This window comes from Phenylobacterium sp. RIFCSPHIGHO2_01_FULL_69_31 (assembly GCF_001824475.1).
Classification (GTDB): Bacteria; Pseudomonadota; Alphaproteobacteria; order Caulobacterales; family Caulobacteraceae; genus Phenylobacterium.
Genome location: NZ_MHXN01000009.1, coordinates 111,342 through 132,743 on the forward strand (window position 1 = coordinate 111,342; position 21,402 = coordinate 132,743).

The following is a 21,402-nucleotide window of genomic DNA, read 5'->3' on the forward strand; positions in this document are numbered from 1 at the left end:
ATGGTCCCGCGCCCCGATCCTGTTCGAGCGGCCCTAGAACTCGGTCCAGTCGTCCGCCGCTTCCGCCAGCGCCGTGTTGCCGGCGGTGGCGAAGGTGGGACGCGCGGAGCGCGGCGGGGGCGTGTTGGCCCGCGCGGCCTCGCTCGACTGGCTGAGCTGGAAGCGCGACACCAGGCCGAAGAGCTCCTCGGTCTGGTCGGCCAGCATGCGGCTGGCCGCCGTGGTTTCTTCCACCATGGCCGCGTTCTGCTGGGTTACCTGGTCCATCTGGTTCACCGCGGTGTTCACCTCGGCGATCCCGGTCGCTTCCTCCTTGGCCGAAGCGGCGATTTCGCTGACCAGCTTCGAGACCTCGTCCACGTGCGCCACGATCCGGTGCAGGGCCTGGCCGGTCTCGCCGACCAGGCTCACGCCCTCGGACACCTGGGCCGTGGAGGTGGAGATCAGGCTCTTGATCTGCTTGGCCGATTCCGCAGAGCGCTGCGCCAGGGCCCGGACTTCCGAGGCCACGACCGCGAAGCCCTTGCCCGCATCGCCGGCCCGGGCTGCTTCGACCCCGGCATTCAGGGCCAGCAGGTTGGTCTGGAAGGCGATCTCGTCGACCACGCCGATGATCTGGTTGATCTCGCGGGCCGACGCCTCGATGGCGGTCATGGAGGTGACCGCGCGGCTGACGACGTCGCCCGAGCGCTCGGCTTCGGTCTTGGCCGCGGCCACGGCTTCGCGGGACAGGGTTGCGCCCTCGGCCGAACGCTGCACGGTGGCGGTGATCTGATCCAGCGCCGCGGCCGTCTGTTCGAGGGTGGCGGCCTGGCGCTCGGTCCGCTGCGACAGGTCGTCGGCGGCGCCCGAGATCTCGCTGCCGCCCGACCGGATGGCCGAGGTGGAGGCGGCGATGGCCGACATGGCCTTCTCCAGCTTCACGACGGCGTCGTTGAAGTCGTTGCGCAGCTTCTCGTACGAGCCGGGGAAACCTTCCTGCAGGCGGACGGTGAGGTCGCCGGCGGCCAGGCGCTCGAGCCCGCCCGCCAGGGAATCGACCACGCGGGCCTGTTCCTCGGCGGAGGCCTCGGCGGCAGCGGCGCTCTCGCGGCGGGTGGCTTCGGCGGCGGCCCGCTGTTCCTCCTGCTCCAGGCGCATGCGCTCCAGGTGCAGCTGGTTGTCGCGGAAGACGTTCAGCGACTTCACGATCGCGCCCAGCTCGTCCTTGCGCTCCAGATTGTCGAGATCGACGTCGTTCTCGCCGCGCGACAGACGCTCGGTGGCGCCGGCGATGCGCTGGACGGCCCGGCGCATGTTCAGCACCAGGAAGACGGCGATCACGCCGGTGATGAGGAGTGTGGCGACGGAGGCGGCGATGGTCACCGCCTGGGCCGTCTTGGATCGCTCGCTGGCGGCGGCGGCCTGCTTGTCGGTCTGGGCCTGGGTCGCCGCGACGATCGCCTGCAGGTTGGCGCTCATCTTGGCGTACTGGTCCTCGAACGGCGCGGCGAAACCGGCGGCGGAGGCGAAGTCGGCGCTCATCATCGCGACGATGATGTCCAGGGCCTCGCGCGTCTCCTTCAGGTCCTTGAGCAGTTTGTCGTACTGCGGGCGCTGGGCGGGCTCAGCGGCGGCGCGGGCGACGCCCACTTCCTTGCTGATCTTGTCGACGGTGGTCAGCAGTTGCTGGCCTTTGGCGCCGATCTTGTCGGTCTCCATCTGCGCGGCCTGGTGGGTGAGTAGAATGTAGAGGTCCCCATGCACGGCCGTGATCTGTTCGGAGATCTTCTGCATGCGCAGGCTGTTCGGCATGTCCGTGCGGACCACCTGTTCCAGCTCGCGCATCTGATTTTGTTGGATCACCACCGCGCCGGCCGCCATCAGGGCCAGCATCAGCAGTGCGAGCGCGGGCGCGAAGCCCACCTTTACCATCAACGGCAGATCGTCGAGTCGAAAGCGCTTCATTTGGGTGTCCCCCGCATGTCTACCTTGCCTTGGGGCACACCCCGCGAGCCTGGCTATGCTGAATGGAACTCCCTAACCGTTTCTCACTTTTCCCATTTTTTCGGGAAGTTTAGGGTTCGTTCACCGCCGGGCGGTATTCCCCCATCATTGTTTCTCAACAGGAGGTGGGGATGCAGAAAGCTGTCTCTCTTTTCGGTGGTATTGTTTTGAGCGTTGCTCTGACGGGTGCGGCGAGTGCTGCATCTTTCCAGGAAAGCATGTCGAAGTGCCTTATGAAGAACGCCAACACGCGCGACGCCGCGACGGTGATGCTTCAGTGCACGGCGAACGGCGGCAAGCTCGATGGCTGCACCGTCCTGTCGGACAGCGCGCCCGGCAAGGGCTTCGACAAGGCCGCCCTGTGCGTGGCTCAAGCCATGCCGATGGGCGACAAGTCGGGCGACGTGAAGATCCCGATGCGCTTCCCGGGCGGCGCGTAAGCAGCCGCACCTTTCGAAGACTGCAGGAATACCCAAAGACGCCCCGCCCTCGGGGCGTCTTTTTCGTGGGACCTCAGACCGTGCGCTGAGCGCGGTCCTTCTCGTTCGTGGCGCGGATGGCGTTGCGGGCCTGCTCCCACTCCGCGTCGCCCCATTCGGCCAGCCGCGCGAACCCGCCGCCCCCCTTGAGGTGCGAGCCGCCGTCGATGGCGATCGTCTGGCCGTTCACATAGGCTGACCCCGGGTCCAGAAGGTAGACGGCCAGGTTCGCCAGCTCGCGCATCTCCCCGTTGCGGTTCAGCGGAATGGTCGGGTCGGCCTCGCCAAGCATCCCGCCCCCGCCGGGGTTCAGCCGCGCGCTCATGCCCTCGGTGGGGAAGGGCCCCGGGGCGATGGCGTTGAAGCGGACGCCGCGGTTGCCCCATTCCACCGCCAGCGACTGGGTCATGACGTTCAACCCGGCCTTCGACATGGCCGACGGTACGGTGAACGGCCCGCCGTTCCAGACCCAGGTGGTGAGGATCGAGACCACCGAGGCGTGCTTGCCCTCGGCCAGCCAGCGCTTACCGGCGTCCAGGGTGACGAAGAACGAGCCGCGAAAGACGATGTTGGCGATCGCGTCGAAGCCCTTGGGCGACAGATCCTCGGTGCGGCTGATGAAGTTGCCGGCCGCGTTGTTGACCAGTCCGGTCAGGGCGCCGCCGACCCACACCTCGTCCATGGCGTCGTGGATCGCCTCGGGCACGCGGATGTCGCAGGCGATGCCGGTGCAGCGACCGCCCGCCAGCGCGCCGTGCGCGTCGGTCAGTTCCTTGGCGGTCTCGGCGATGACCGAACCGCGCCGGCCCCAGATATAGACCTGGGCGCCCAGCATCACGCAGGCCTCGGCCATCACCTTGCCCAGGCCGGTGCCGCCGCCGGTGATCAGGATGCGCTGGCCCTTCATCAGTCCGGGCCGGAACATCAGGTCGTCCATGGAGAGTTCGCTCATCCGGGTTTCCTTCCGCTTCCTTGCCCACATGCGGCCTGCTGACGCAGCGGCGGTCAAGGCGGGCGGACCTCCCGAGGGGGACGGAGCCGGCAGGCCGTGGGAGGCGGGGAAACCGCCGGAGGCCTTAACGTCCTGGAAGTCCTGGCGTCGTGAGGTGGCGGATGATTTTGGCTGAGCGGAAGCGGAAGGAGTTTGTGTCGTGACGGCGGTCGCATGCCTTCGCGTGGACGTCTCCGGGCACGGCGATCTGATGCCGCTGCCCACGCTGGAGCAGCTCGTCCACAAGTTCGCCAGCGCCTATCTCGAGACCCGCTGGTCCTGGCCCCGCCGCTTCGCGCCGCTCACGGACGTCAGCTTCCTGCTCACCGACCCGCGCTCCGACGAGTTGGACCTCGCCGAACTCCGCCGGCTCTCGGACGAACTGCAGCGGCATCTGTTCGGTACGGCGGAGGAGGGAGAGGTCGCCCTCCTCGTGTTCGAAGGGACGCATGCCGCCGTGACCGCCTTCGCCGCATTGGATTCCAGACAGGTGGTCGAAGCCCTCGCCGACCCCAGCCTGCTGCCGGCCGGCGGGCGGCTCACCCGCATCCTGCCGGAATGTCGGGGCGGAGGAGACGGATCCGCCGAGCCGACGCCGGATGCGGAGAAGGGCGCCGAATGGCGGCCCGCCCCGTCGCTCAAACGCCAACTGCTCGAGCCGCTTCCGCCGCCGCCCCCCGCCTGGGAGGGCGTGCAGGGCGTCTACTTCATCCCCCGTGGCGTCTTCTATGGGGACGTGGTGATGTACGTTCCGCAGAACGCCCGGACCCACCTCTGTGTGGTGGACGGCGCCGAGCACATGCCGAAGGAGCCGAGCGCCTTCGATGCCGACTGCGTCCGGATCGCCGCCCGCTTGCTGTCGGAACGGGCCAAAGGCTCGCTGATCTTCGTGCCCATAAGCTTCACCAGCCTGGCGCGGCCGTCGCTTCGCGACGCCTACGTGGCTCTGCTGGCCGAGCTGCCGGTCGAACGGCGGAGCGAACTGGCCGCCACCATCTACGACGTGCCGCGCGACCCGGCCTTCACCGGCTTACGCCAGGCTCGCGCGTTGCTGGAGCCGCACTTCGGCACCATCGACCTTCGGGTCAGCGATCCCGGGTTCGAGATCGAGAAACTGCCGCCGGAGTCGGTCAACAGCGTGACCCTGGTGCTTCCCGAGGGCGACGATCACGTCCGGCTGGCGGCCCTGCGCCGCTTTGCGGACCACCTTGTGCACTACAAGCAGCGGCGCATCTGGCCGGGCGTCACCAACGTCCGTCGACGCGCCGAAGTCGAAGCGGCCGCGCGGCTGCGGGTCCCGTTCGTGACCGGTCCTGGGGTGTGCACGCCGGTCCCGGCTCCCGTGGGTGGGCGCAGCCTCCCGCCCGAGCGGCTGCCCATGTCGCTCTCCGGCTGGATGCACGTTCGCGACCGGAGCCTCGCGTCGTAACCGCTCAATCGGCGGGGAACTGGAACCCTGGCTCCACCCGCCGGATGAACTCCATCGCCGCCGCCGGTGCGCGGACCTTCCCCTCGTGGATTACGAAGGCATAGACGTCGCGCGGCGTCTCCGGCGGGCCGGTGCGGTCGACCGGCGTGAAGTCGCCCGGCACGCCGCCCTGCGCATATTCCTTGAACCGCCCGGCCCAAAGGTCGAGGTCCGCAGGCGCATAGCCGGTCTCGATCCGGTCGTCGGCCGAAATCAGCCGCAGGTAGACGAGGTCGCCCGTCACGTCCGGGATCAGGGGATAATTCTCGTTCTCCGACACACAGATGGTGACCCCCCGGTCCCGGCACAGGCCCACGAACTTGGGGTCGGCGAACGTGCCGTTGCGCACCTCGATGACGTGCTGCAGCCGGCCCCCGTTCAGCGTTTCGGGCAGCAGGTCGAAGAAGCCGGCGAAGTCGTCGTAGTCGAACTTCTTGGTGGCCATGAACTGCCACAGGATAGGTCCCAGCCGGTCGCCCAGCTCCTCCATGCCCTGGCCCATGAAGACCTCGATGGACGGCTTGGCGTCGGTCAGCTTCTTGCGGTTCACGCAGAACCGCGAGGCCTTCACCGCGAACTTGAAGCCGTCGGGCGTGGCCGCGCGCCATTTGGCCCAGCTCTCCGGCTTGAAGCTGGAATAGTAGGTCCCGTTGATCTCGATCGCCGAGAGGTGGCGGCTGGCGTACTCCAGCTCGGCCGCGTGCTTCAGGCCCTTGGGGTAGAAGACGCCCCGCCACGGCTCGAACGTCCAGCCGCCGATACCGCAACGGATCCTGCCGGTCTCGGCCATCGGCCGCCTCCCTCGTTCCCCGTCACAGTTAGCGCCTGTTTGGGGTGTTCTCAAGATGTTCCCGCGGCATCATGCGTCCTCTCCGGCCGGCGCCGGCGAGGACGCATGGACAAGCGGCGACCTACTTCCGTTGGGCCTTGGTCTTGTCGCGCTCGGCCTTGAACTCGGCGCCGACCTTCCACTCCGGCCAGACGCGGCTGTTGGCCAGCTTCTGGCCGAGGTCGAACAGCAGGGTCCCGTCGGCTTCGAAGCCCTTCGGATCCCAGTTCGGATCGAACTCGTCGGCGGGCTGGTGGTACTGGTTGGCGGTGTAGGCGGTGCGCCGGGCCATGCCGGCCGCCTTGCCCCCCTGGACCAGATCCTGGCCGCCGCCGAAGCTGATGGCGGGCACGCCCACCTTGGCGAACGGGAAGTGGTCCGAGCGGAAGAAGCTGCCCGCCTCCGGCCGCGGGTCGGGGCTGTAGTAGCGGTCGTGGGTCTTGCCCACGGCGATCAGCTCATCCTGCAGCGTCAGGGGCGCATTGCCCGAGGTGGTGAAGTCCTTGGCCAGGCCACTGGGCCCCACCCCGTCCATGTTGATCACCCCCACCGTGGTGGCCAGCGGATAGAGCGGGGAGGAGGCATAGTATTCCGACCCGAGCAGGCCCTTTTCCTCGGCCGTCACCGCCATGAACACGACCGTGCGCTGCGGCTTCGGCCCCTTGGCGAACGCGCGGCCCAGCTCGAGCAGCATCGCTGTGCCCGAAGCGTTGTCGAGCGCGCCATTGTAGATGGTGTCGCCCTTGGCGTCCGGCTGGCCCACGCCCAGGTGATCCCAGTGCGCGGTGTAGAAGATCCGCTCCTCCGGATGCTTCGACCCCGGCAGGGCGCCGACCACGTTCTTGGAGACCACCTTCTGCGCATCCACCGCGTAGTCGGTGGAGAAGGTGACGCCCTTCAGCTCCACCGGCTTGAACGCACGGGTCTGGGCCTGCTTCTTGAGCGCCTCGAAATCCAGGCCCGCCGCGGCCAGCATCGCGACGGCCTGGTCGCGCTGCACCCAGCCCTCCAGGGGCGCATGGTCGGTGCTCGGGTCCTTGCGGATGACGTCGAAGATCTCGTTGGTGTTGGAATTCTTGACCGTCGCCCAGCCGTAGGAGGCCGGCGCGGTCTCGTGGATCACCAGGAAGCCGATGGCGCCGCGGCGCGCCGCCTCCTCGAACTTGTAGGTCCAGCGGCCGTAGTAGGTCATGGCCTTGCCGCCGAAATCGCCCTCACCGGTCTCGAAGTCGGGGTCGTTCACCAGGACCAGGGCCACCTTGCCCTTGAGGTCCATGCCCTTGAAGTCGTCCCATTTCCGCTCGGGCGCGCTGACGCCATAGCCGACGAACACCACCGGCGCGTCCTTCACCGTCAGGCGGTTGCCGATCATGGTGGCGCGGATGGCGATTTCCTCGCCCTGGGTCCAGGTCCTGGTTTCGCCGCCCATGGTGACGCTGACGGCCACCGGGCCCTTGGTCGCCGAGCGCACCAGCGGCACGTCCTGGGTCCAGGCGCGGCTGCCGTCCGTCTGCCTGTCGCCGGCGGGCTGCAGTCCGGCGGCCTTCATCTGCTCGATCAGGTACGCGACGGTCTTCTTCTCGCCCTCGCTGGCCGGCGCACGCCCCTCATAGGCGTCGGACGACAGCACCTGGGTATCCGTCATGATCCGGCCGACGTCGACCGCCGAGGGCGCGGCCATAGCCGAGGTCGCAACCAGGACCGAGACGGCCGCGCTCAGGAGAAACTTTTGCATCAACTCACTCGATCAGGGGGCGAAAGTTGCGCGACCCTAGAGGGGACGTGCGCTGTCGGCTAGACCCCCGGCGACCGGGCTTGAATGAGAGCTCCGATTCCATCGAGGACGACGCCGAGGCCGAACTTGAAGCGCCACAGCGGGTCGGCGAACACCGCCTTGTCGGCCTTGCGCCAGGCTTCGCCCAGCCGCAGTACGTGAGGGTATTTGTCGGCGTCGAGCTGGGCGGTCAGCGCCGGTTCGGCCATGGCGAACCACTGCTCGTCGGTGATGCCACTGACCCGCTCGGCCTCCCGCGCCTCCCGCGCCTCCAGCAGGGCGCCGACGAGGAAGCTGTGCAGCACGTCGATCACCAGGTCCTTGGTCAGATCGTCCAGGCCGGTGGCGTCCAGGATGCGTAGCGCGATTTCGTGGCGGGCCACCAGGTTGGGGCCCAGCGGCGGGCGGTGCAGCGCCAGGTCCAGCATCCACGGGTGGCGTTCGGTGAGCCGCCAGCGCTCGCAGGCCACGAAGGTCAGCGCCTCGCGCCAGCCCTGGCCCTCCGGCGGCGGCCCGTCGACCTCGCCCAGGATGCGATCGAACATCAGGCCGACGAGTTCGGCCTTGGAGGGGACGTAGGTGTAGACGGACATCGGCGAGACGCCGAGTTCCTGGGCGATACGGCGCACCGAGATGGCCTGCAGCCCCTCGGCGTCGGCCACGGCGACAGCCGCCTCCACCACCTGATCGACCGAGTAGCGCGGCTTGGGCCCGCGGCGGCCGGGCTCGGACAACCCCCACAGCAGGTCGATGCTGCGCCTTGGGTCTCCCCCGCCTGCGAGTTCCCGTGTCATCGTCCCGGCCACATTACAGATAAAACACTTTACATCATACGGAGTTTAAGCGAGACGGCTTGCCGCACGGTGACCGCAAGAGTCGCTGGCGGAGGCGATGTCGGGAATATGGGCCCTGCGCAGATCATGCGCCGGGGGATACAAAGTCCTGTCAACAACGCCGGTTCCGAAGCCCTGCCGACGATGATCCGCCGCCCTGGCCTCTACATCGCCCTGACCGCGCTCGCGCTCACGGCCTGCGCCACGCCCCGCAAGGCGGACGTGAGCCTGCCTGCCGGCTACGAGGCGCCCGCCGGCGCTCCGGCCGGCGCGATCGCACTCGACACCTGGTGGACCGCCTATGGCGACCCTGAGCTGACGGCGTTGATCGAACAGGCGTTGCTCCGCAATACAGACGTCCGGACGGCCCGTGCGCGGATCGACGAGGTCAAGGCTCAGCGGACGACCGCGATCCTGCAATACCTTCCCCAGGGCGATGCAACCGCCTCGGGCCGGCGCACGGACACCGAGCAGATCGGAGGCACCTCCGCCAGTATTCCGGGCTTCTCCACCAGCGGCGTGTCCCGGCAGTACTCGGCCGGCTTCGACGTGAGCTGGGAGCTCGACCCCTGGGGCCGTGCTCTGTTCGCCTATCGGTCCGCCAACGCCGAGGTCGACCGCATCCTGTATGCCTACGAGACGACCCGCGCCCAGATCGCGGCCGACACGGCCGACGCCTGGTTCCAGGCGCGGGGGCTGGCGATCCAGTTGGCCGACGCGCGCGAGACGGCCCGAATCCAGCAGGACCTCTACGACGTGGCCGCCAAGCGGGCCGTCAACGGCCTGGCCGCCACCACCGAACCCGACCGTATCGCCGGTGACCTGGCCCAGGCCCAGAGCCAGGTGGCGGCGCTGGAGGCCCAGCTTCAGGTCCAGAAGCGCGCGATCCTCATCCTCGCCGGCCGCGTGGTCGATCCCACGGCCAGCATCGACACCCCGCCCCTTGTGGGCCAGGCGCCCGCCGTGCCCGCGGCGATCCCGAGCGAGTTGCTGCAGCGGCGCCCGGACGTGCGCGGCGCCCAGGCGGCGGTGCGCTCGGCCGCGGGCCAGCAGCGCCTGGCGCAGCTCGCCTTCTTCCCGACCTTCACCTTCAGCCCGGGGATCGGCTGGCAGCGGATCGAGCAGCCGGGCTTCACGACCGAGACCCAGAACTGGTCGATCGGCGGCTCGGTGCTTCAGCCCGTGCTCTCCATTCCGCGCCTGTTGTCCGAACTGAAGGTGCAGAACGCTCGCACCGAACAGGCCGTGACCGCCTATGAGAAGGCCGTGCAGACCGCCTTCCAGGAGGCCGAGGGCGCGCTGGTGAACCTCGACGCCGACCGTCGCCGCGTGGCCCTGCTCGCCGAGGGCGAGACCCGCGCGGCCAAGGCCTACCAGGCGGCCCGCATCGGCTATGCCCGGGGCCTGACCGACCTCAACTCCACCCTTTCTGCCGAGCAGGCCTGGCGCGCCGTGCGCACCCAGCTGACCTCGGCCCAGGTCCAGGCGCTTCGCCGCTCGGTCCAGGCCTACAAGGCCCTGGGCGGCGGCTGGCCCGCCCAGGCCTACGCATCCGCCAAATGAGTCGACGCATGAAGCTCGCGAAAGCCCTCCTGCCCCTGGCCGCCGTGCTGGCGCTCAGCGCCTGCAAGAAGCCCCCCGAGAAGGTCTCGGAAAAGGACCAGGCCCGCGCGGTGCGGGTGATACGGATCGAGCCGCGCTCGGTCGTGGGCGGCTTGGCCGCATCCGGCGACCTGCTGCCGCGGGAAGAGGCGGCGGTGATGCCCGAGGTCACCGGCTACCGGGTGTCTCGCGTCCTCGCCGACGTCGGCGACTATGTCCGCGCCGGCCAGACCCTGGTGCAGTTGGACCCGACGCTGCTCGAGGCCCAGATCGCCGCCTCCCAGGCCCAGGCCGCCCAGGCCGCGGACCAGGCCAAGCGTGTCGCGGACCTGGACGGCCAGGGCGTGCTCAGCCAGGAACAGATCGTCCAGCGGCGCTTCCAGGCCCAGGCGGCCGCGGCCAACCTGCGCAACCTGCAGACCCAGCGCCGCAAGCTCGCCGTCACCGCCCCCGTCTCCGGCCTGATCCTGGAAAAGACCGTGCGGCCCGGCGACCTCTCGGCCGGCGGCACGACGCCCTGGTTCCGCATGTCCCGCGACGGCCAGGTCGAACTCTCGGCCGAATTGGGCGAGGCCGATCTCGCCCGCGTCCGCGTCGGACAGACCGCCACCGTGACCCTGCCGTCGGGCGCCGTCGCCCAGGGCCGGGTGCGCCTCATCAGCCCGCAGATCAACCCCCAGACCAAGCTGGGCGAAGTCCGGATCCTGCTGCCGGTCCGCTCCGACATCCGGGCCGGCGGCTTCGCCCGCGCCGTCTTCACCGACGCGGCGGGACAGGCGCTGGCCGTGCCCGAGACCGCGATCCGCTACGACGCCGATGGCGCCAGCGTCATGACCGTGGGTCCCGACAACCGGGTGAAGCGCGTGGCGGTCCAGACCGGCCCGCGCGGCGGCGGCTACGTCCAGCTTGTCCGCGGCCCGCCCGCCGGAACCCGCATCGTCCAGAACGCCGCGGCCTTCCTGCTCGACAACGACCTGGTCCGCCCGACCGAGAGCGCCGCGCCGCCGCCGGCCGCAGCGCCCGCCAAGAAGCAGTAGCGCCCCATGAGCCATCAGCCCCACGACCCCCGCGGCGGGCTTCAGATCTCGGCCTGGGCGATCAAGAACCCGGTGCCGGTGACGGTGCTGTTCGTCGGCCTCGTCCTGGCCGGCGTGATCGCCTACTTCGGCTTGGCGGTGAAGAACTTCCCGGACGTGACCTTCCCGGCCGTCTCGATCACCATCACCCAGAGCGGCGCGGCGCCCGGCGAGATCGAGACCCAGATCACCCGCCAGGTGGAGGACGCCGTCTCGTCCATCCCCAACGTCCGCAACATCCAGTCGACCGTCACCCAGGGCGTCTCGACCACGATGATCGAACTGGAGATCGGCGAGGACCTTCAGAAGAAGACCGATGAGGTCCAGACGCGGATCGATCAGATCCGGCCGAACCTGCCCCGCGAGATCGACGAGCCGCTGGTCCAGCGTGTGGATTTCGACAGCCTGCCGATCACCACCTTCGCGGTGGAAGCGCCGGCGATGTCCGACGTCGAGCTATCCTGGTTCATCGACGACACCATGTCCCGCTCGCTGCAGGCGGTGAAGGGCGTGGCCCAGATCCGCCGGGTGGGCGGGGTGAGCCGCGAAATCAACGTCGTCGTCGACCCCGACAAGCTGGCGGCGCGCGGCCTGACCGCGTCCCAGGTCAACACCGCGCTTCGCGCCGCGGACCTCGACGTGCCCGGCGGACGGGTCGAGGTGGGCGGCCGCGAGCAGACGGTGCGCGTGCTGGGCGCCGCCACCACCCTGGCGCAGCTGCGCGAGATGACCATCCCCACCGGCACGGGCAGCTATGTGAAACTGACCGACGTGGCCGAGGTGGGCGACGGCGCCGGCGAGGTCCGCGGCTTTGCGCGCCTGAACGGCCGCCCGGTGGTCGGCTTCCAGGTGATGAAGACCCGCGCCGCGTCCGACATCGCGGTCGAGGACGCCGTGCTGGCCAAGCTGGCGGCGGTCGAAAAGGCCCAGCCCGGCGTGAAGTTCACCCGCATCTTCACCATGGTGCAGGAGACCCGTGACAGCTTCCGCGCCACCCAGCACGTCCTGCTTGAGGGCATGCTGCTGGCGGCGTTCGTGGTCTGGCTGTTCCTGCGCGACTGGCGGGCGACCATGGTCACGGCCTTCGCCATGCCCGTGTCGCTGATCCCGACCTTCTTCGTGATCAACATGCTGGGCTTCTCGCTCAACGTGGTGACCCTCCTTGGCCTGACGCTGGTCATCGGCATCCTGGTCGACGACGCCATCGTGGAGATCGAGAACATCGAGAAGCGGGTGAAGTCCGGCATGCGGCCGTACGAAGCCGCTATGCAGGGCGCCGACGCCATCGGCCTGGCCGTCGTGGCGACCACCGCGGCGATCGTGGTGGTGTTCGCGCCAGTGTCGTTCATGACCGGCATGGTCGGCCAGTTCTTCCGGGAGTTCGGCCTGACCGTCTGCGTGGCGGTGCTGTTCTCACTGCTGGTGGCGCGCCTGTTGACCCCGCTGATGGCCGCCTACCTGCTGAAGCCCAACGTTGTGCCCGAGGTCCGGAAGCCGATGCCGCGGTTCTACGCCCGCGCGCTGAACTGGGCGCTGGACCATCGGATCGTGGCCTCGTTCGCGGGCCTGGCGGCTTTCATCGCGTCCTGCACGATCGTCTTCTTCCTGCCGTCCGGCTTCCAGCCGGCGGGGGACCCCGATTATCTGTTCATCAGCGTTCAGGGCCCGCCGGGCGCTACCGTCAAGGACATGGAGGATACGGTCCAGCGGGTCACCCGCGCCGTGAAGACCGACCCGTCGGTGACCGACGTCTTCGCCGAGGTCGGCTCGTCTGGCCCCGCCAATCCGTTCGCCGGAGGCGGCGGGGGCAGCGACCTGCGCTCGGCCAGCCTGAACGTCCTGCTGGATCCCAAGCGAAAGGCCAGCGGCGACGAAATCCGCGCCGGGTTGCGAGACAAGCTGCGCGAGATCCCGGACGCCAGGGTCAACTTCCTCGATTTCCAGGGGTCCGCGGGCTACCAGCAGATTCTGACCAGCGAAGACCCGGCCAAGCTTCTCGCCGCCTCGATCGAACTGGAACGCCAGATGCGGACGCTGGACGTCCTGGCAGAACCGCGTCCGTCGGTGCCGCCCACCGGGCCCGAGCTGGTGATCCGGCCGCGCCACGCCGAAGCCGCCCGTCTGGGCGTCTCGGCCGACGCGATCGCCCAGGCCGCCCGCGTGGCCACGGTCGGAGACATCGACGCCAACGTCGCCAAGCTCACCGCCGGCGAACGCCGCATCCCGATCCGCATCCGGTTGCCGGCCGAGGCTCGCGCCGATCTGGAACGGATCAAGTCGCTGCGCCTGCCGACCGCGAGCGGCGGTGTGACCACGCTTGAGGCCGTGGCCGATGTCGAGTTCCAGGCCGGCCCCGCGCGGATCGAGCGCCTCAACCGCCAGCGTCAACAGACGGTCCAGGCAGAGCTCAATGGCATCGAGATGGGCCAGGCCGCGCAGGCGGTGAAGAAGCTGCCGATCATGCAAAAGCTGCCGGAGGGCGTGACCCCCGCCGAGACGGGCGAGCAGGAGGCGATGACCGAGATGTTCGCCTCTTTCGGGATCGCCCTCTTCGCGGGTATCGCGCTGATCTTCGGGGTGCTGGTGCTGCTGTTCCAGTCGTTCTTCAAGCCCATCGTGATCCTGGCGGCCCTGCCGCTCGCGATCGGCGGCGCGTTCCTGGGTCTCCTGGCGTTCAACCTCTCGCTCTCGATCCCGTCGCTCATTGGCCTCCTGATGCTGATGGGCCTGGCGGCGAAGAACTCGATCCTGCTCGTCGAGTACGCGATCGAGTGCGAGCGGGACGGCATGTCCCAGCGCGAGGCGCTGTTGGAGGCCTGTCGCGAACGGGCGCGTCCGATCGTCATGACCAGCCTGGCCATGGCCGCCGGCATGCTGCCGACCGCCTTCGCGCTGGAGAAGGGCGCCGAGTTCCGCCAGCCCATGGCCGTGGCCGTGATCGGCGGGCTGATTACCTCGACGGTCCTGTCGCTGGTGCTGGTGCCCGTGGTCTACGAGTTCGTCGACGACTTCGAGAACTGGCTGAAGCCCAAGCTGGCCCGCCTGGTCACCCCGCGCGAGGCGCCCCGCGAGGCCCTGCCCGAGGACCGGCTCTAAAGCTCGCGGCGCAGCACCCGGGCGAACTGGTCCGGGTCGACGTTGCCGCCGGAGAGGACCAGGGCGACGGCGTCGGCCGACGTCTTCACCTTGCCCGCCAGCAGCGCGGCGAGGCCGGCCGATCCGCCGGGCTCGACCACCAGCTTGAGGGTCGAGAAGGCCACGCGCATGGCTTCGGCCACCTCGGCGTCGGTCACCACCGCGACGTCCGCCACCGTGGCCTTCAGGATCGGGAAGGTCAGCTCGCCGGGGCAGGGCGTCTCCAGCGCATCGCACAGCGTGCGGTGCGTCGGGGTCATCGGCGTGCGCACGCCGGCCTGCAGGGACTTCAGCGTGTCGTCGTAGCCCTCCGGCTCGACGCCGATCACGGCGGTCTGCGGCGACAGCGCCTTCACCGCGGTGGCGATCCCGGCCAGCAGGCCGCCGCCACTGCAGGGGACGATCACCGCGCCCGGCGTCACGCCGCGGGCCTGCGCCTGGGCCATCAGCTCGAGCCCGGCCGTGCCTTGTCCTGCGATGATGTGCGGATCGTCGAAGGCGGGAACCACCACCGCCCCGCGCTCCTGCGCGATGGCGGCCGCGATCTTCTCCCGGCTCTCGGTGAGGCGGTCGTAGAACTTCACCTCGGCGCCATAGCCGGCCGTGGCCTCGGCCTTCACCTTGGGCGCATCGGCCGGCATGACGATCAGCGCCGGTATGCCCAGCAGCTTCGCGGCGAGGGCTACCCCCTGGGCGTGGTTGCCGGACGAGAAGGCCACCACGCCGCGCTTGCGCTCCTCCGGCGAGAGCTGGACCAGCCGGTTGTAGGCGCCGCGGAACTTGAAGGCTCCGACACGCTGCAGCGTCTCGGCCTTGATCAGCACCCGCAGGCCCAGCCGCTCGTTCAGCGCCGGGCTCTCGATCAGCGGGGTCTCGACGGCCACGCCCTTCAAACGGGCGGCGGCGGCTTCGATGTCGGCGAGGGAGACGGCAAGCGTGCTCATTTCGCGAACACCATGCTGTCGTCGGCGAAGGCCTTGAACTCCAGGGCGTTGCCGGAGGGATCTAGGAAGAACATCGTCGCCTGCTCGCCCGGCTGCCCCTTGAAGCGGATGTTGGGCTCGATGACGAACTTGGTCCCGGCGGCCTTCAGCTTCTGTGAAAGGGCCTCCCACTGCGGCAGGGTCAGGATCGCCCCGAAGTGGCGGACGGGCACGTCGTGGCCGTCCACGGGATTGGTGGCCTTGTGCCCGGCTTCATCCGGCGACAGGTGCGCCACGATCTGGTGGCCGTAGAAGTCGAAGTCGACCCACTCGGCGCTGGACCGCCCTTCGGGGCATCCCAGCAGGCCGCCGTAGAAGGCGCGGGCCTCGGCGAGGTCGCGGACGGGAAAGGCGAGATGGAAGCGCGGGATGTCCATGCGGCCGCAGATAGCGCGCGAGTCACTTGAGGGCGAGGCCCACATCGTCTAGACCGGCGCCGCATTTTGATCTCCGCGCCTTTGCCGAGCACCTGTCGAAGGGCTTGGGCGCGTTCTCCGGGCAGGTCGGGAGATCGTATCCAGATGGCCAACGTCACCGTGATCGGCGCCCAGTGGGGCGACGAGGGCAAGGGCAAGCTCGTCGACTGGCTCTCCAACCGCGCCGACGTGGTGGTGCGGTTCCAGGGCGGCCACAACGCCGGCCACACCCTGGTGGTGGGCAACCAGACCTACAAGCTGTCGCTGCTGCCGTCGGGCGTGGTCCAGGGAAAGCTGTCGATCATCGGCAACGGCGTGGTGGTCGATCCCTGGCACCTGCTCAAGGAGATCGAGACCTTGGGCGGCCAGGGCGTTGCGATCGGGCCGGACCTGCTGGTGCTGGCCGACAACGCCTGTCTTATCCTGCCGATCCACCGCGACCTGGACCAGGCGCGCGAGGCGGCCGCGACCAACAAGATCGGCACCACCGGCCGCGGCATCGGCCCGGCCTATGAGGACAAGGTCGGCCGGCGCGCCATCCGCGTGGCCGACCTGGCCGACCACGAGGCCCTGGAGGCCAAGATCGACCGCCTGCTGGCCCACCACGGCCCGCTGCGCCGGGGCCTGGGCCTGCCGGACGTGGACGCCGCGGCTCTGCTGGCCGAACTGGAGGCGATGGCGCCCAAGATCCTGCCCTTCGCCCAGCCGGCTTGGCTGAAGCTGGACGGCATCGTGAAGTCAGGAAAGCGCGTGCTGTTCGAGGGCGCCCAGGGCGCCCTGCTGGACGTGGACCATGGCACCTATCCCTACGTGACGTCGTCCAACACCGTGGCCGGCCAGGCCGCCGCCGGCTCGGGCCTGGGGCCCAAGGGGCCCGGCTATGTGCTGGGGATCGTCAAGGCCTACACGACCCGCGTCGGCGAGGGGCCGTTCCCCACCGAACTGTTCGACGAGGTCGGCCAGCATCTGGGCACGGTGGGCCGCGAGTTCGGGACCGTCACCGGCCGTTCGCGCCGCTGCGGCTGGTTCGACGCGGCCCTGGTGCGCCAGTCGGTGGCGCTGAACGGGATCAGCGGGATCGCCCTCACCAAGCTGGACGTCCTCGACGGCCTGCCCACGCTGAAGATCTGCACCGGCTACCGGCTCAATGGCCAGGACATCGGTTACCTGCCCGCCGGCCTGAAGGCGCAGAGCCAGCTCGAGCCGGTGTACGAGGAGATGGAAGGCTGGTCCGAAACCACCCAGGGAGCCCGGTCCTGGAAGGACCTGCCTGCCAGCGCCGTGAAGTACGTGCGCCGGATCGAGGAACTGATCGGCGCGCCGGTGGCGCTGTTGTCGACCAGCCCCCAGCGGGACGACACGATTTTGATGCGCGATCCCTTCCACGACTGACCGCGGTGCGTGGCGCCGGCTGCGGCAATTTATTGCGCCCCCGCATCAAGCGATCTTTTACGCATTGCGGATAGATCGTAGCGCCAGGTGTGAGGGAGCTAAGCCCTTGTTCGACGGCGACAAACGTATCCTCGAGAAGATGCAGCCCAAGCTGAAGCGGGTCCTGATCGCGGACCCGCAGCCGGCCAGCGCGCGCATGTTCAGCGAACTCATGCGCGACATCGCCCACAGCCACGTCTGGATCGCCGGCAATACCGAGCGCGCCCTTAAGATCGCCGAGACCTGCGATCCGCAGATCATCGTGGTCGAACTGGGCGACGACCGCGTGGACGGCCTGGGTTTCACCCGCAAGGTCCGCCGCTCCACCTGGAGCTGCCGCAAGGCGCCGATCATCACCATCACCGGCGCGGCCACCGCGGGCATGATCCTGTCCGCGCGCGACGCGGGCGTGCACGAGTTCCTGCGCAAGCCCTACAGCATGAAGGACCTGCTGCGCCGGCTGGAAGCCGTGACCCTGCGCGACCGCGACTGGGTGGAAGGCGTGGGCTACATCGGCCCCGACCGCCGCCGGTTCAACTCCGGGGACTACGCCGGCCCGCTCAAGCGCCGCACGGACGGCACGGAAACGCCCTACCAGCAGAAGATCAACCAGGCGCTGAAGATCATCCGCGCCGCCGTCGCCGCGGCCGACACCGATCCTCACCAGGCGATGCGCGCCATGCTGGCCCAGGCCACGACGCTGCAGGCGGTGGCCACCGACTTCAAGCTGACCCTGGCCGCCTCCGAGTTCTACCGCCACCTGACCAAGGCGGTGAACGCCGGCGCCCTGCTGACCCGCGAGGACGCCGAGCGGTGGGCCAAGCCCATGCTGGGCTTCCTGCCGAAGGACGCCGACGCCGACCGCGACAGCGACGCCGAGGCCGCCTAGGGGCGCGCCCGTACGTCCAGCGGCGCACCCGCCCCGGGATCGAACGCCCGCCAGTCCAATCTCAGCGCTTCCAGCGCCGTGGCGGCGATCTGGCTGGAGGATGCGCAGCCACCCGGCTTGCGGCCCGCAGCGATCCCAGGCCCCAGGACGCCGATCCACACCGCGTCGGATCCCGCAATGTGCCGGCCGTGGTGTTTCCAGGCCGCGTTCGCCGCCCCGCCCCGCCCATGGTCGGTGGTGACGATCAGGGTGGTGCGGCCCGCATAGGCCGGCTCCGCCTGCAAGGTGCTCCAGAGCTCGGCGATGTAGGCGTCGGCGTGGCGCGCGGCCCAGAGCGTCTGGTCGTATCGGCCCTCGTGCGCGAAATCGTCGGTCTCGCCATAGGCCACGTAGAGGACGCGCGGCTTCTGGCGCTTCAGCGTCTCCAGCGCGTAGGCGTGAGTGAAGGTGTCCAATCGCACGGTGGGCCAGATCGGCGGGGCTCCGGCCTGCATCGCGGCGATCTGTGCCTCGGCGGGCCAACGGGCCGGCGCGTCGTCCCAGCCGTCATTGACCGGCAGTCCGCTGCGCGGTGCGTTCAGGATGTTGGAAAACACGTTCCATGAGCCCACGGCCTGCACCCGGCCGGCGAAGGCGGGCCGGCGGTTGAGCCACTCCAGGAACGTCACGTTCCGGTTCGGCCCATGTTCGTTGGAGGTGATCGCGGGGTCGGGCTTGCCGGTGAGAATCTCGTTGTAGCCCGGATAGGAAAACCACTTGTCGTTGGCGACCGCCGCACAGCTTCCCTGCTCGCGGTCCCCCAGCAGCACGCCCTGTTTGGCCATCACCCCGTGCAGGAAGGGCATCAGGGCGGCGGCGCGGTCGGACGGCTCGACGAAGGCCGCGCGGATACGCTCCCGCCCCTCGCGGTCCGGCGCAAACGCGGGGTCGGCGGCCCGTGCGGGATCGGCGCCGCGGAAGCCCTCGGTCCAGGAAAGCCCGTCCAGGGTGACCAGGACCAGCTTCCGGCCGCCGTCCGCCGCTTGCGCCGCCGTCGCGAGCAGGCCGGCGAGCAGGACGCCCGCCAGGCCTCGAAACCGCCACCCCCGCATCGCCATCTCTCCTCAGAACGTCTTGCGCAGCGTGAAGAACACCTGCTGGGGCGAACCCACAAGCAGCGTCTGGCTGTCGCCGCGAAGCGGGAAGCCGTTGGAGTTGATCGTCGAGATGTATTCCTCGTCGAACAGGTTCGAGATGTTCACCTGCGCCTCCAGGCCGTCGAGCCAGGGCGATCCGGAGAACCGGTAGCCGACCGAGAGGTCGGCCAGCATCTGCGAGGGGACGCTGCGGTCGTTCTCGTAGGTGAAGAAGCGCTTGGTCATGTAGTTCAGCGAGAAGCGCCCGAAGAAACCGCCGTTGTCATAGGCCAGCTCAGCCTTGAACAGGTGCTCCGGCGTATCCACTGTGGTCTTGCCCTCGGTACGGGCCACCACGACGCCGTTCCCGTCCACGGTGTCGTCGTCGTAGGTGGAGTCGTTGAAGGCGTAGGAGGCGAAGGCCGACCAGTTCTCGGCGAAGTCCCAGGTCCCGACCGCCTCGAAGCCCTTGGCCGTGACGCCGCCGACGTTCGACAGCGCCGAGGGGTTGCCGACGATGCCCGAGCCCACGGGCACCGAGAACAGGCGGTCCTTGAACTTCACGTGGTAGGCCGCCAGCACGCCCTGGAAGTCGGCGGTGCGGAAGCGCCAGCCGGCTTCGAAGGTGTCGGAGATCTCGGGCTTCAGCTTGTCCTTGATCGCCAGGAAGCCCGCCTGGTTGGCCGAGAAGGGCCCGGACGTACCCGAACTGGGGAAGGCGCGCATGTTGCGGCTGTAGTTGGCGAACAGTTCGCTGTCCTCGCTGAGGGCGTAGCGGGCGCCGCCTTGCGGGAGGAAGTTCTCCTCGGCTTCGATCTTGCCGTTCTTCTCCAGCGACGCGGTGCGGGCGATCACCGTCTCGCCTTCGTTCTCCACCTTCAGCGACGCGAAGCCGAAGTTGACCGTGAGCTGGTCGGAGACGGTCCAGGTGTCCTGGATGAACAGCTTCCAGGTGGTGGTCTTGAAGTCGTATTCCCAGTCGGTGCGGAACGGGTCCGACTGCATCTTCAGGGAGTCGCGCTGCGGCGCCGCGCGGTTCAGGCCGTAGTACCGGCGGGCCTGGTTGAAGTCGTTGTCCTCGTACCAGAGCCCCGCGTTGATCGCGTGCTGGCCGACCCGCCAGGTGGCCGCCGCGACGACGCCGTAGCGGCGCAGGTCGTACTCGGTGGTGCGGATGGAGATGGGCGCGTTGTCGGTCGTCGCCGTCAGCACGCCATAGTTCGGCGAGGGCACGTAGGGAGTGAACCAGAGGCCCTGGCCTTCATTGTCGTGCCCATAGACCGTGGCCTTGACGTCGACGGTCTCGCCCACCGGCAGCCGCAGGGTGATGGCGCCCAGGACGTCGTCGCGCAGGCCCGCCGCGTCGTAGTAGGCGTCGTCCGCGCTGGTGATCGGCCCGGGGTAGGTGGTCCCGAAGCTGGGGAAGCGCGGCGTCACGCCGGTGTAGCCGGTGTTGTTGCCCACCTCGGCGATCTGGACCGCCAGCGGCCAGTTGCCGGCGACATTCTCCCAGCTGTTGCCGAGGCGGCTCAGCATCTCGAGGGACATGTCCTGATAGTCCTGCTCCCGGCGCTTGGACCAGTTCACCCAGCCGGTGAGCGAGCCTTCGCCGATCGGCTGGACCAGCTTGAAGTTGATCTGCTGGTGACGCTGCTCGCCCTCGCCCTTCCACTTGTCGGCGGTGTTGTAGGAGTAGCTCAGATACCCGCGGGCGCCCGTGGCCAATTCTCCGCTCTCCAGGCGCGCGAAGCCCCGCAGCGTGTTCTCGGTCCCGTAGGTCCCGGCCACCAGGCCGCCGAAGGTGCTCGAGGGATCCCGCGAGACATACTTCAGCGTGCCGCCGAGGTTGTTGGCCGACGCCGTGTCCAGGGCGCCCGCGCCCTGGGCCAGCTCGACCGCGCCGACGTTCTCGCTGGCGATGGCGCGGCTGATGTGTAGGCCGTTGTGGTTGCCGTAGGTCATGTCGCCCAGCGGCACTTCGTCGAGGGTGAAGCCCAGCTGGCTTTGGTTGAAGCTGCGGATGGTGATCCGCGCCGACCACTCGTACGAGCCGAAGGGGTCGGCGGACTGGAAGTTCACGTTGGGCAGCTTCTCCACCAGCTTCAGCGGGCTGGCGCCAGGCATCTCGAGGGACAGCTCCTCGCCGGAAACGGTCTGCACCTGGCGGGTCTCGCCGCGGCCCAGGACCACGATCTCCTCGACCGAGCTCTCGCCGGCCTCCGCCGCGGCGGTGGCGACCGCGGCGCCTGTGGGCGCGTCGGCGGCGGCGGCCGATGCGGCCATGGCAAAGCTCAGGGCGGCCGTGGCCGCGCCCGTCAGCATACGGGATCTCATTGGTGGTGCCCCTCTGGCGCAGGGCCGCCATTCGCGTCCCCGAACGCCGGTCAGGTAGCAG

16 protein-coding genes are annotated in these 21,402 nt (G+C 69.1%); 7 read left to right on the plus strand and 9 right to left on the minus strand.

Annotated features, from left to right (window positions below; genetic code table 11):
* Positions 1–33: 33 nt before the first annotated feature.
* A complete protein-coding gene (locus tag A2790_RS06545) occupies positions 34–1,947 on the minus strand; it encodes a HAMP domain-containing methyl-accepting chemotaxis protein (RefSeq protein ID WP_293389009.1) in 1,914 nt (637 codons plus the stop codon).
* Positions 1,948–2,117: 170 nt separating this feature from the next.
* Here A2790_RS06545 and A2790_RS06550 point away from each other — a divergent pair, with 170 nt between their 5' ends.
* Positions 2,118–2,426: an energy transducer TonB gene (locus A2790_RS06550; protein WP_293389012.1), complete on the plus strand. Its 309-nt coding sequence runs from the start codon at positions 2,118–2,120 to the stop codon at positions 2,424–2,426.
* 73 nt (positions 2,427–2,499) lie between these two features.
* Here the strand turns inward: A2790_RS06550 and A2790_RS06555 are convergent, their stop codons facing one another.
* A complete protein-coding gene (locus A2790_RS06555; RefSeq protein WP_293389015.1) occupies positions 2,500–3,417 on the minus strand; it encodes an SDR family oxidoreductase in 918 nt (305 codons plus the stop codon).
* Positions 3,418–3,616: 199 nt separating this feature from the next.
* Here A2790_RS06555 and A2790_RS06560 point away from each other — a divergent pair, with 199 nt between their 5' ends.
* Complete coding sequence (locus tag A2790_RS06560) at positions 3,617–4,885, plus strand: hypothetical protein (protein WP_293389018.1); 1,269 nt, start codon at positions 3,617–3,619, stop codon at positions 4,883–4,885.
* Between the two features lie 4 nt (positions 4,886–4,889).
* Here A2790_RS06560 and A2790_RS06565 read toward each other — a convergent pair whose 3' ends face one another.
* The 3 genes from A2790_RS06565 to A2790_RS06575 all read right to left on the minus strand — a co-directional run bounded on the left by A2790_RS06565 (position 4,890) and on the right by A2790_RS06575 (position 8,321).
* The gene (locus A2790_RS06565; protein ID WP_293389021.1) at positions 4,890–5,714 is read right to left on the minus strand and encodes a DUF72 domain-containing protein; all 825 of its coding nucleotides are present in this window, start codon (positions 5,712–5,714) and stop codon (positions 4,890–4,892) included.
* A gap of 121 nt (positions 5,715–5,835) precedes the next feature.
* Positions 5,836–7,488, minus strand: coding sequence for a M28 family metallopeptidase (locus A2790_RS06570; RefSeq protein WP_293389023.1), 1,653 nt, complete (start codon positions 7,486–7,488; stop codon positions 5,836–5,838).
* A 59-nt stretch (positions 7,489–7,547) separates the two neighbouring features.
* Positions 7,548–8,321 carry a TetR/AcrR family transcriptional regulator gene (locus A2790_RS06575; RefSeq protein WP_293389026.1) on the minus strand — a complete coding sequence of 258 codons (774 nt, stop codon included), beginning with the start codon at positions 8,319–8,321 and terminating at the stop codon, positions 7,548–7,550.
* Positions 8,322–8,504: 183 nt separating this feature from the next.
* Here A2790_RS06575 and A2790_RS06580 point away from each other — a divergent pair, with 183 nt between their 5' ends.
* From A2790_RS06580 to A2790_RS06590, 3 genes are read left to right on the plus strand one after another with little or no spacing between them, the layout of a single operon-like run.
* Positions 8,505–9,923: a TolC family protein gene (locus A2790_RS06580; RefSeq protein WP_293389029.1), complete on the plus strand. Its 1,419-nt coding sequence runs from the start codon at positions 8,505–8,507 to the stop codon at positions 9,921–9,923.
* Between the two features lie 8 nt (positions 9,924–9,931).
* On the plus strand, positions 9,932–10,999 hold the full coding sequence (locus A2790_RS06585; protein WP_293389032.1) for an efflux RND transporter periplasmic adaptor subunit: 1,068 nt from the start codon (positions 9,932–9,934) through the stop codon (positions 10,997–10,999).
* 6 nt (positions 11,000–11,005) lie between these two features.
* A complete protein-coding gene (locus A2790_RS06590; protein ID WP_293389034.1) occupies positions 11,006–14,134 on the plus strand; it encodes an efflux RND transporter permease subunit in 3,129 nt (1,042 codons plus the stop codon).
* On the opposite strand, the gene A2790_RS06595 is transcribed toward A2790_RS06590, so the two are convergent.
* On the minus strand, positions 14,131–15,117 hold the full coding sequence (locus tag A2790_RS06595) for a threonine/serine dehydratase (RefSeq protein ID WP_293389037.1): 987 nt from the start codon (positions 15,115–15,117) through the stop codon (positions 14,131–14,133). The genes A2790_RS06590 and A2790_RS06595 overlap by 4 nt on opposite strands.
* On the minus strand, positions 15,114–15,533 hold the full coding sequence (locus tag A2790_RS06600) for a VOC family protein (RefSeq protein ID WP_293389040.1): 420 nt from the start codon (positions 15,531–15,533) through the stop codon (positions 15,114–15,116). Before A2790_RS06600 ends, A2790_RS06595 begins: the two co-directional genes overlap by 4 nt.
* A gap of 144 nt (positions 15,534–15,677) precedes the next feature.
* Here A2790_RS06600 and A2790_RS06605 point away from each other — a divergent pair, with 144 nt between their 5' ends.
* Positions 15,678–16,964 carry an adenylosuccinate synthase gene (locus A2790_RS06605; RefSeq protein ID WP_293389043.1) on the plus strand — a complete coding sequence of 429 codons (1,287 nt, stop codon included), beginning with the start codon at positions 15,678–15,680 and terminating at the stop codon, positions 16,962–16,964.
* 106 nt (positions 16,965–17,070) lie between these two features.
* Positions 17,071–17,892, plus strand: coding sequence for a response regulator (locus tag A2790_RS06610; protein WP_293389046.1), 822 nt, complete (start codon positions 17,071–17,073; stop codon positions 17,890–17,892).
* Here the strand turns inward: A2790_RS06610 and A2790_RS06615 are convergent.
* Both A2790_RS06615 and A2790_RS06620 read right to left on the minus strand, forming a co-directional pair.
* Positions 17,889–18,989, minus strand: coding sequence for an alkaline phosphatase family protein (locus A2790_RS06615; protein WP_293389049.1), 1,101 nt, complete (start codon positions 18,987–18,989; stop codon positions 17,889–17,891). The two genes, A2790_RS06610 and A2790_RS06615, sit on opposite strands and share 4 nt — an antisense overlap.
* A 6-nt stretch (positions 18,990–18,995) precedes the next feature.
* Positions 18,996–21,329 carry a TonB-dependent receptor gene (locus A2790_RS06620; protein WP_363080511.1) on the minus strand — a complete coding sequence of 778 codons (2,334 nt, stop codon included), beginning with the start codon at positions 21,327–21,329 and terminating at the stop codon, positions 18,996–18,998.
* Positions 21,330–21,402 lie beyond the last annotated feature (73 nt).

Coding starts and splice junctions, on each gene's coding strand:
- A2790_RS06545 (WP_293389009.1), bottom strand. CDS start 1,947: ATGAAGCGCTTTCGACTCGACGATCTGCCGTTGATGGTAAAGGTGGGC.
- A2790_RS06550 (WP_293389012.1), top strand. CDS start 2,118: ATGCAGAAAGCTGTCTCTCTTTTCGGTGGTATTGTTTTGAGCGTTGCT.
- A2790_RS06555 (WP_293389015.1), bottom strand. CDS start 3,417: ATGAGCGAACTCTCCATGGACGACCTGATGTTCCGGCCCGGACTGATG.
- A2790_RS06565 (WP_293389021.1), bottom strand. CDS start 5,714: ATGGCCGAGACCGGCAGGATCCGTTGCGGTATCGGCGGCTGGACGTTC.
- A2790_RS06570 (WP_293389023.1), bottom strand. CDS start 7,488: ATGCAAAAGTTTCTCCTGAGCGCGGCCGTCTCGGTCCTGGTTGCGACC.
- A2790_RS06575 (WP_293389026.1), bottom strand. CDS start 8,321: ATGACACGGGAACTCGCAGGCGGGGGAGACCCAAGGCGCAGCATCGAC.
- A2790_RS06580 (WP_293389029.1), top strand. CDS start 8,505: ATGATCCGCCGCCCTGGCCTCTACATCGCCCTGACCGCGCTCGCGCTC.
- A2790_RS06585 (WP_293389032.1), top strand. CDS start 9,932: ATGAAGCTCGCGAAAGCCCTCCTGCCCCTGGCCGCCGTGCTGGCGCTC.
- A2790_RS06590 (WP_293389034.1), top strand. CDS start 11,006: ATGAGCCATCAGCCCCACGACCCCCGCGGCGGGCTTCAGATCTCGGCC.
- A2790_RS06595 (WP_293389037.1), bottom strand. CDS start 15,117: ATGAGCACGCTTGCCGTCTCCCTCGCCGACATCGAAGCCGCCGCCGCC.
- A2790_RS06600 (WP_293389040.1), bottom strand. CDS start 15,533: ATGGACATCCCGCGCTTCCATCTCGCCTTTCCCGTCCGCGACCTCGCC.
- A2790_RS06605 (WP_293389043.1), top strand. CDS start 15,678: ATGGCCAACGTCACCGTGATCGGCGCCCAGTGGGGCGACGAGGGCAAG.
- A2790_RS06615 (WP_293389049.1), bottom strand. CDS start 18,989: ATGGCGATGCGGGGGTGGCGGTTTCGAGGCCTGGCGGGCGTCCTGCTC.
- A2790_RS06620 (WP_363080511.1), bottom strand. CDS start 21,329: ATGCTGACGGGCGCGGCCACGGCCGCCCTGAGCTTTGCCATGGCCGCA.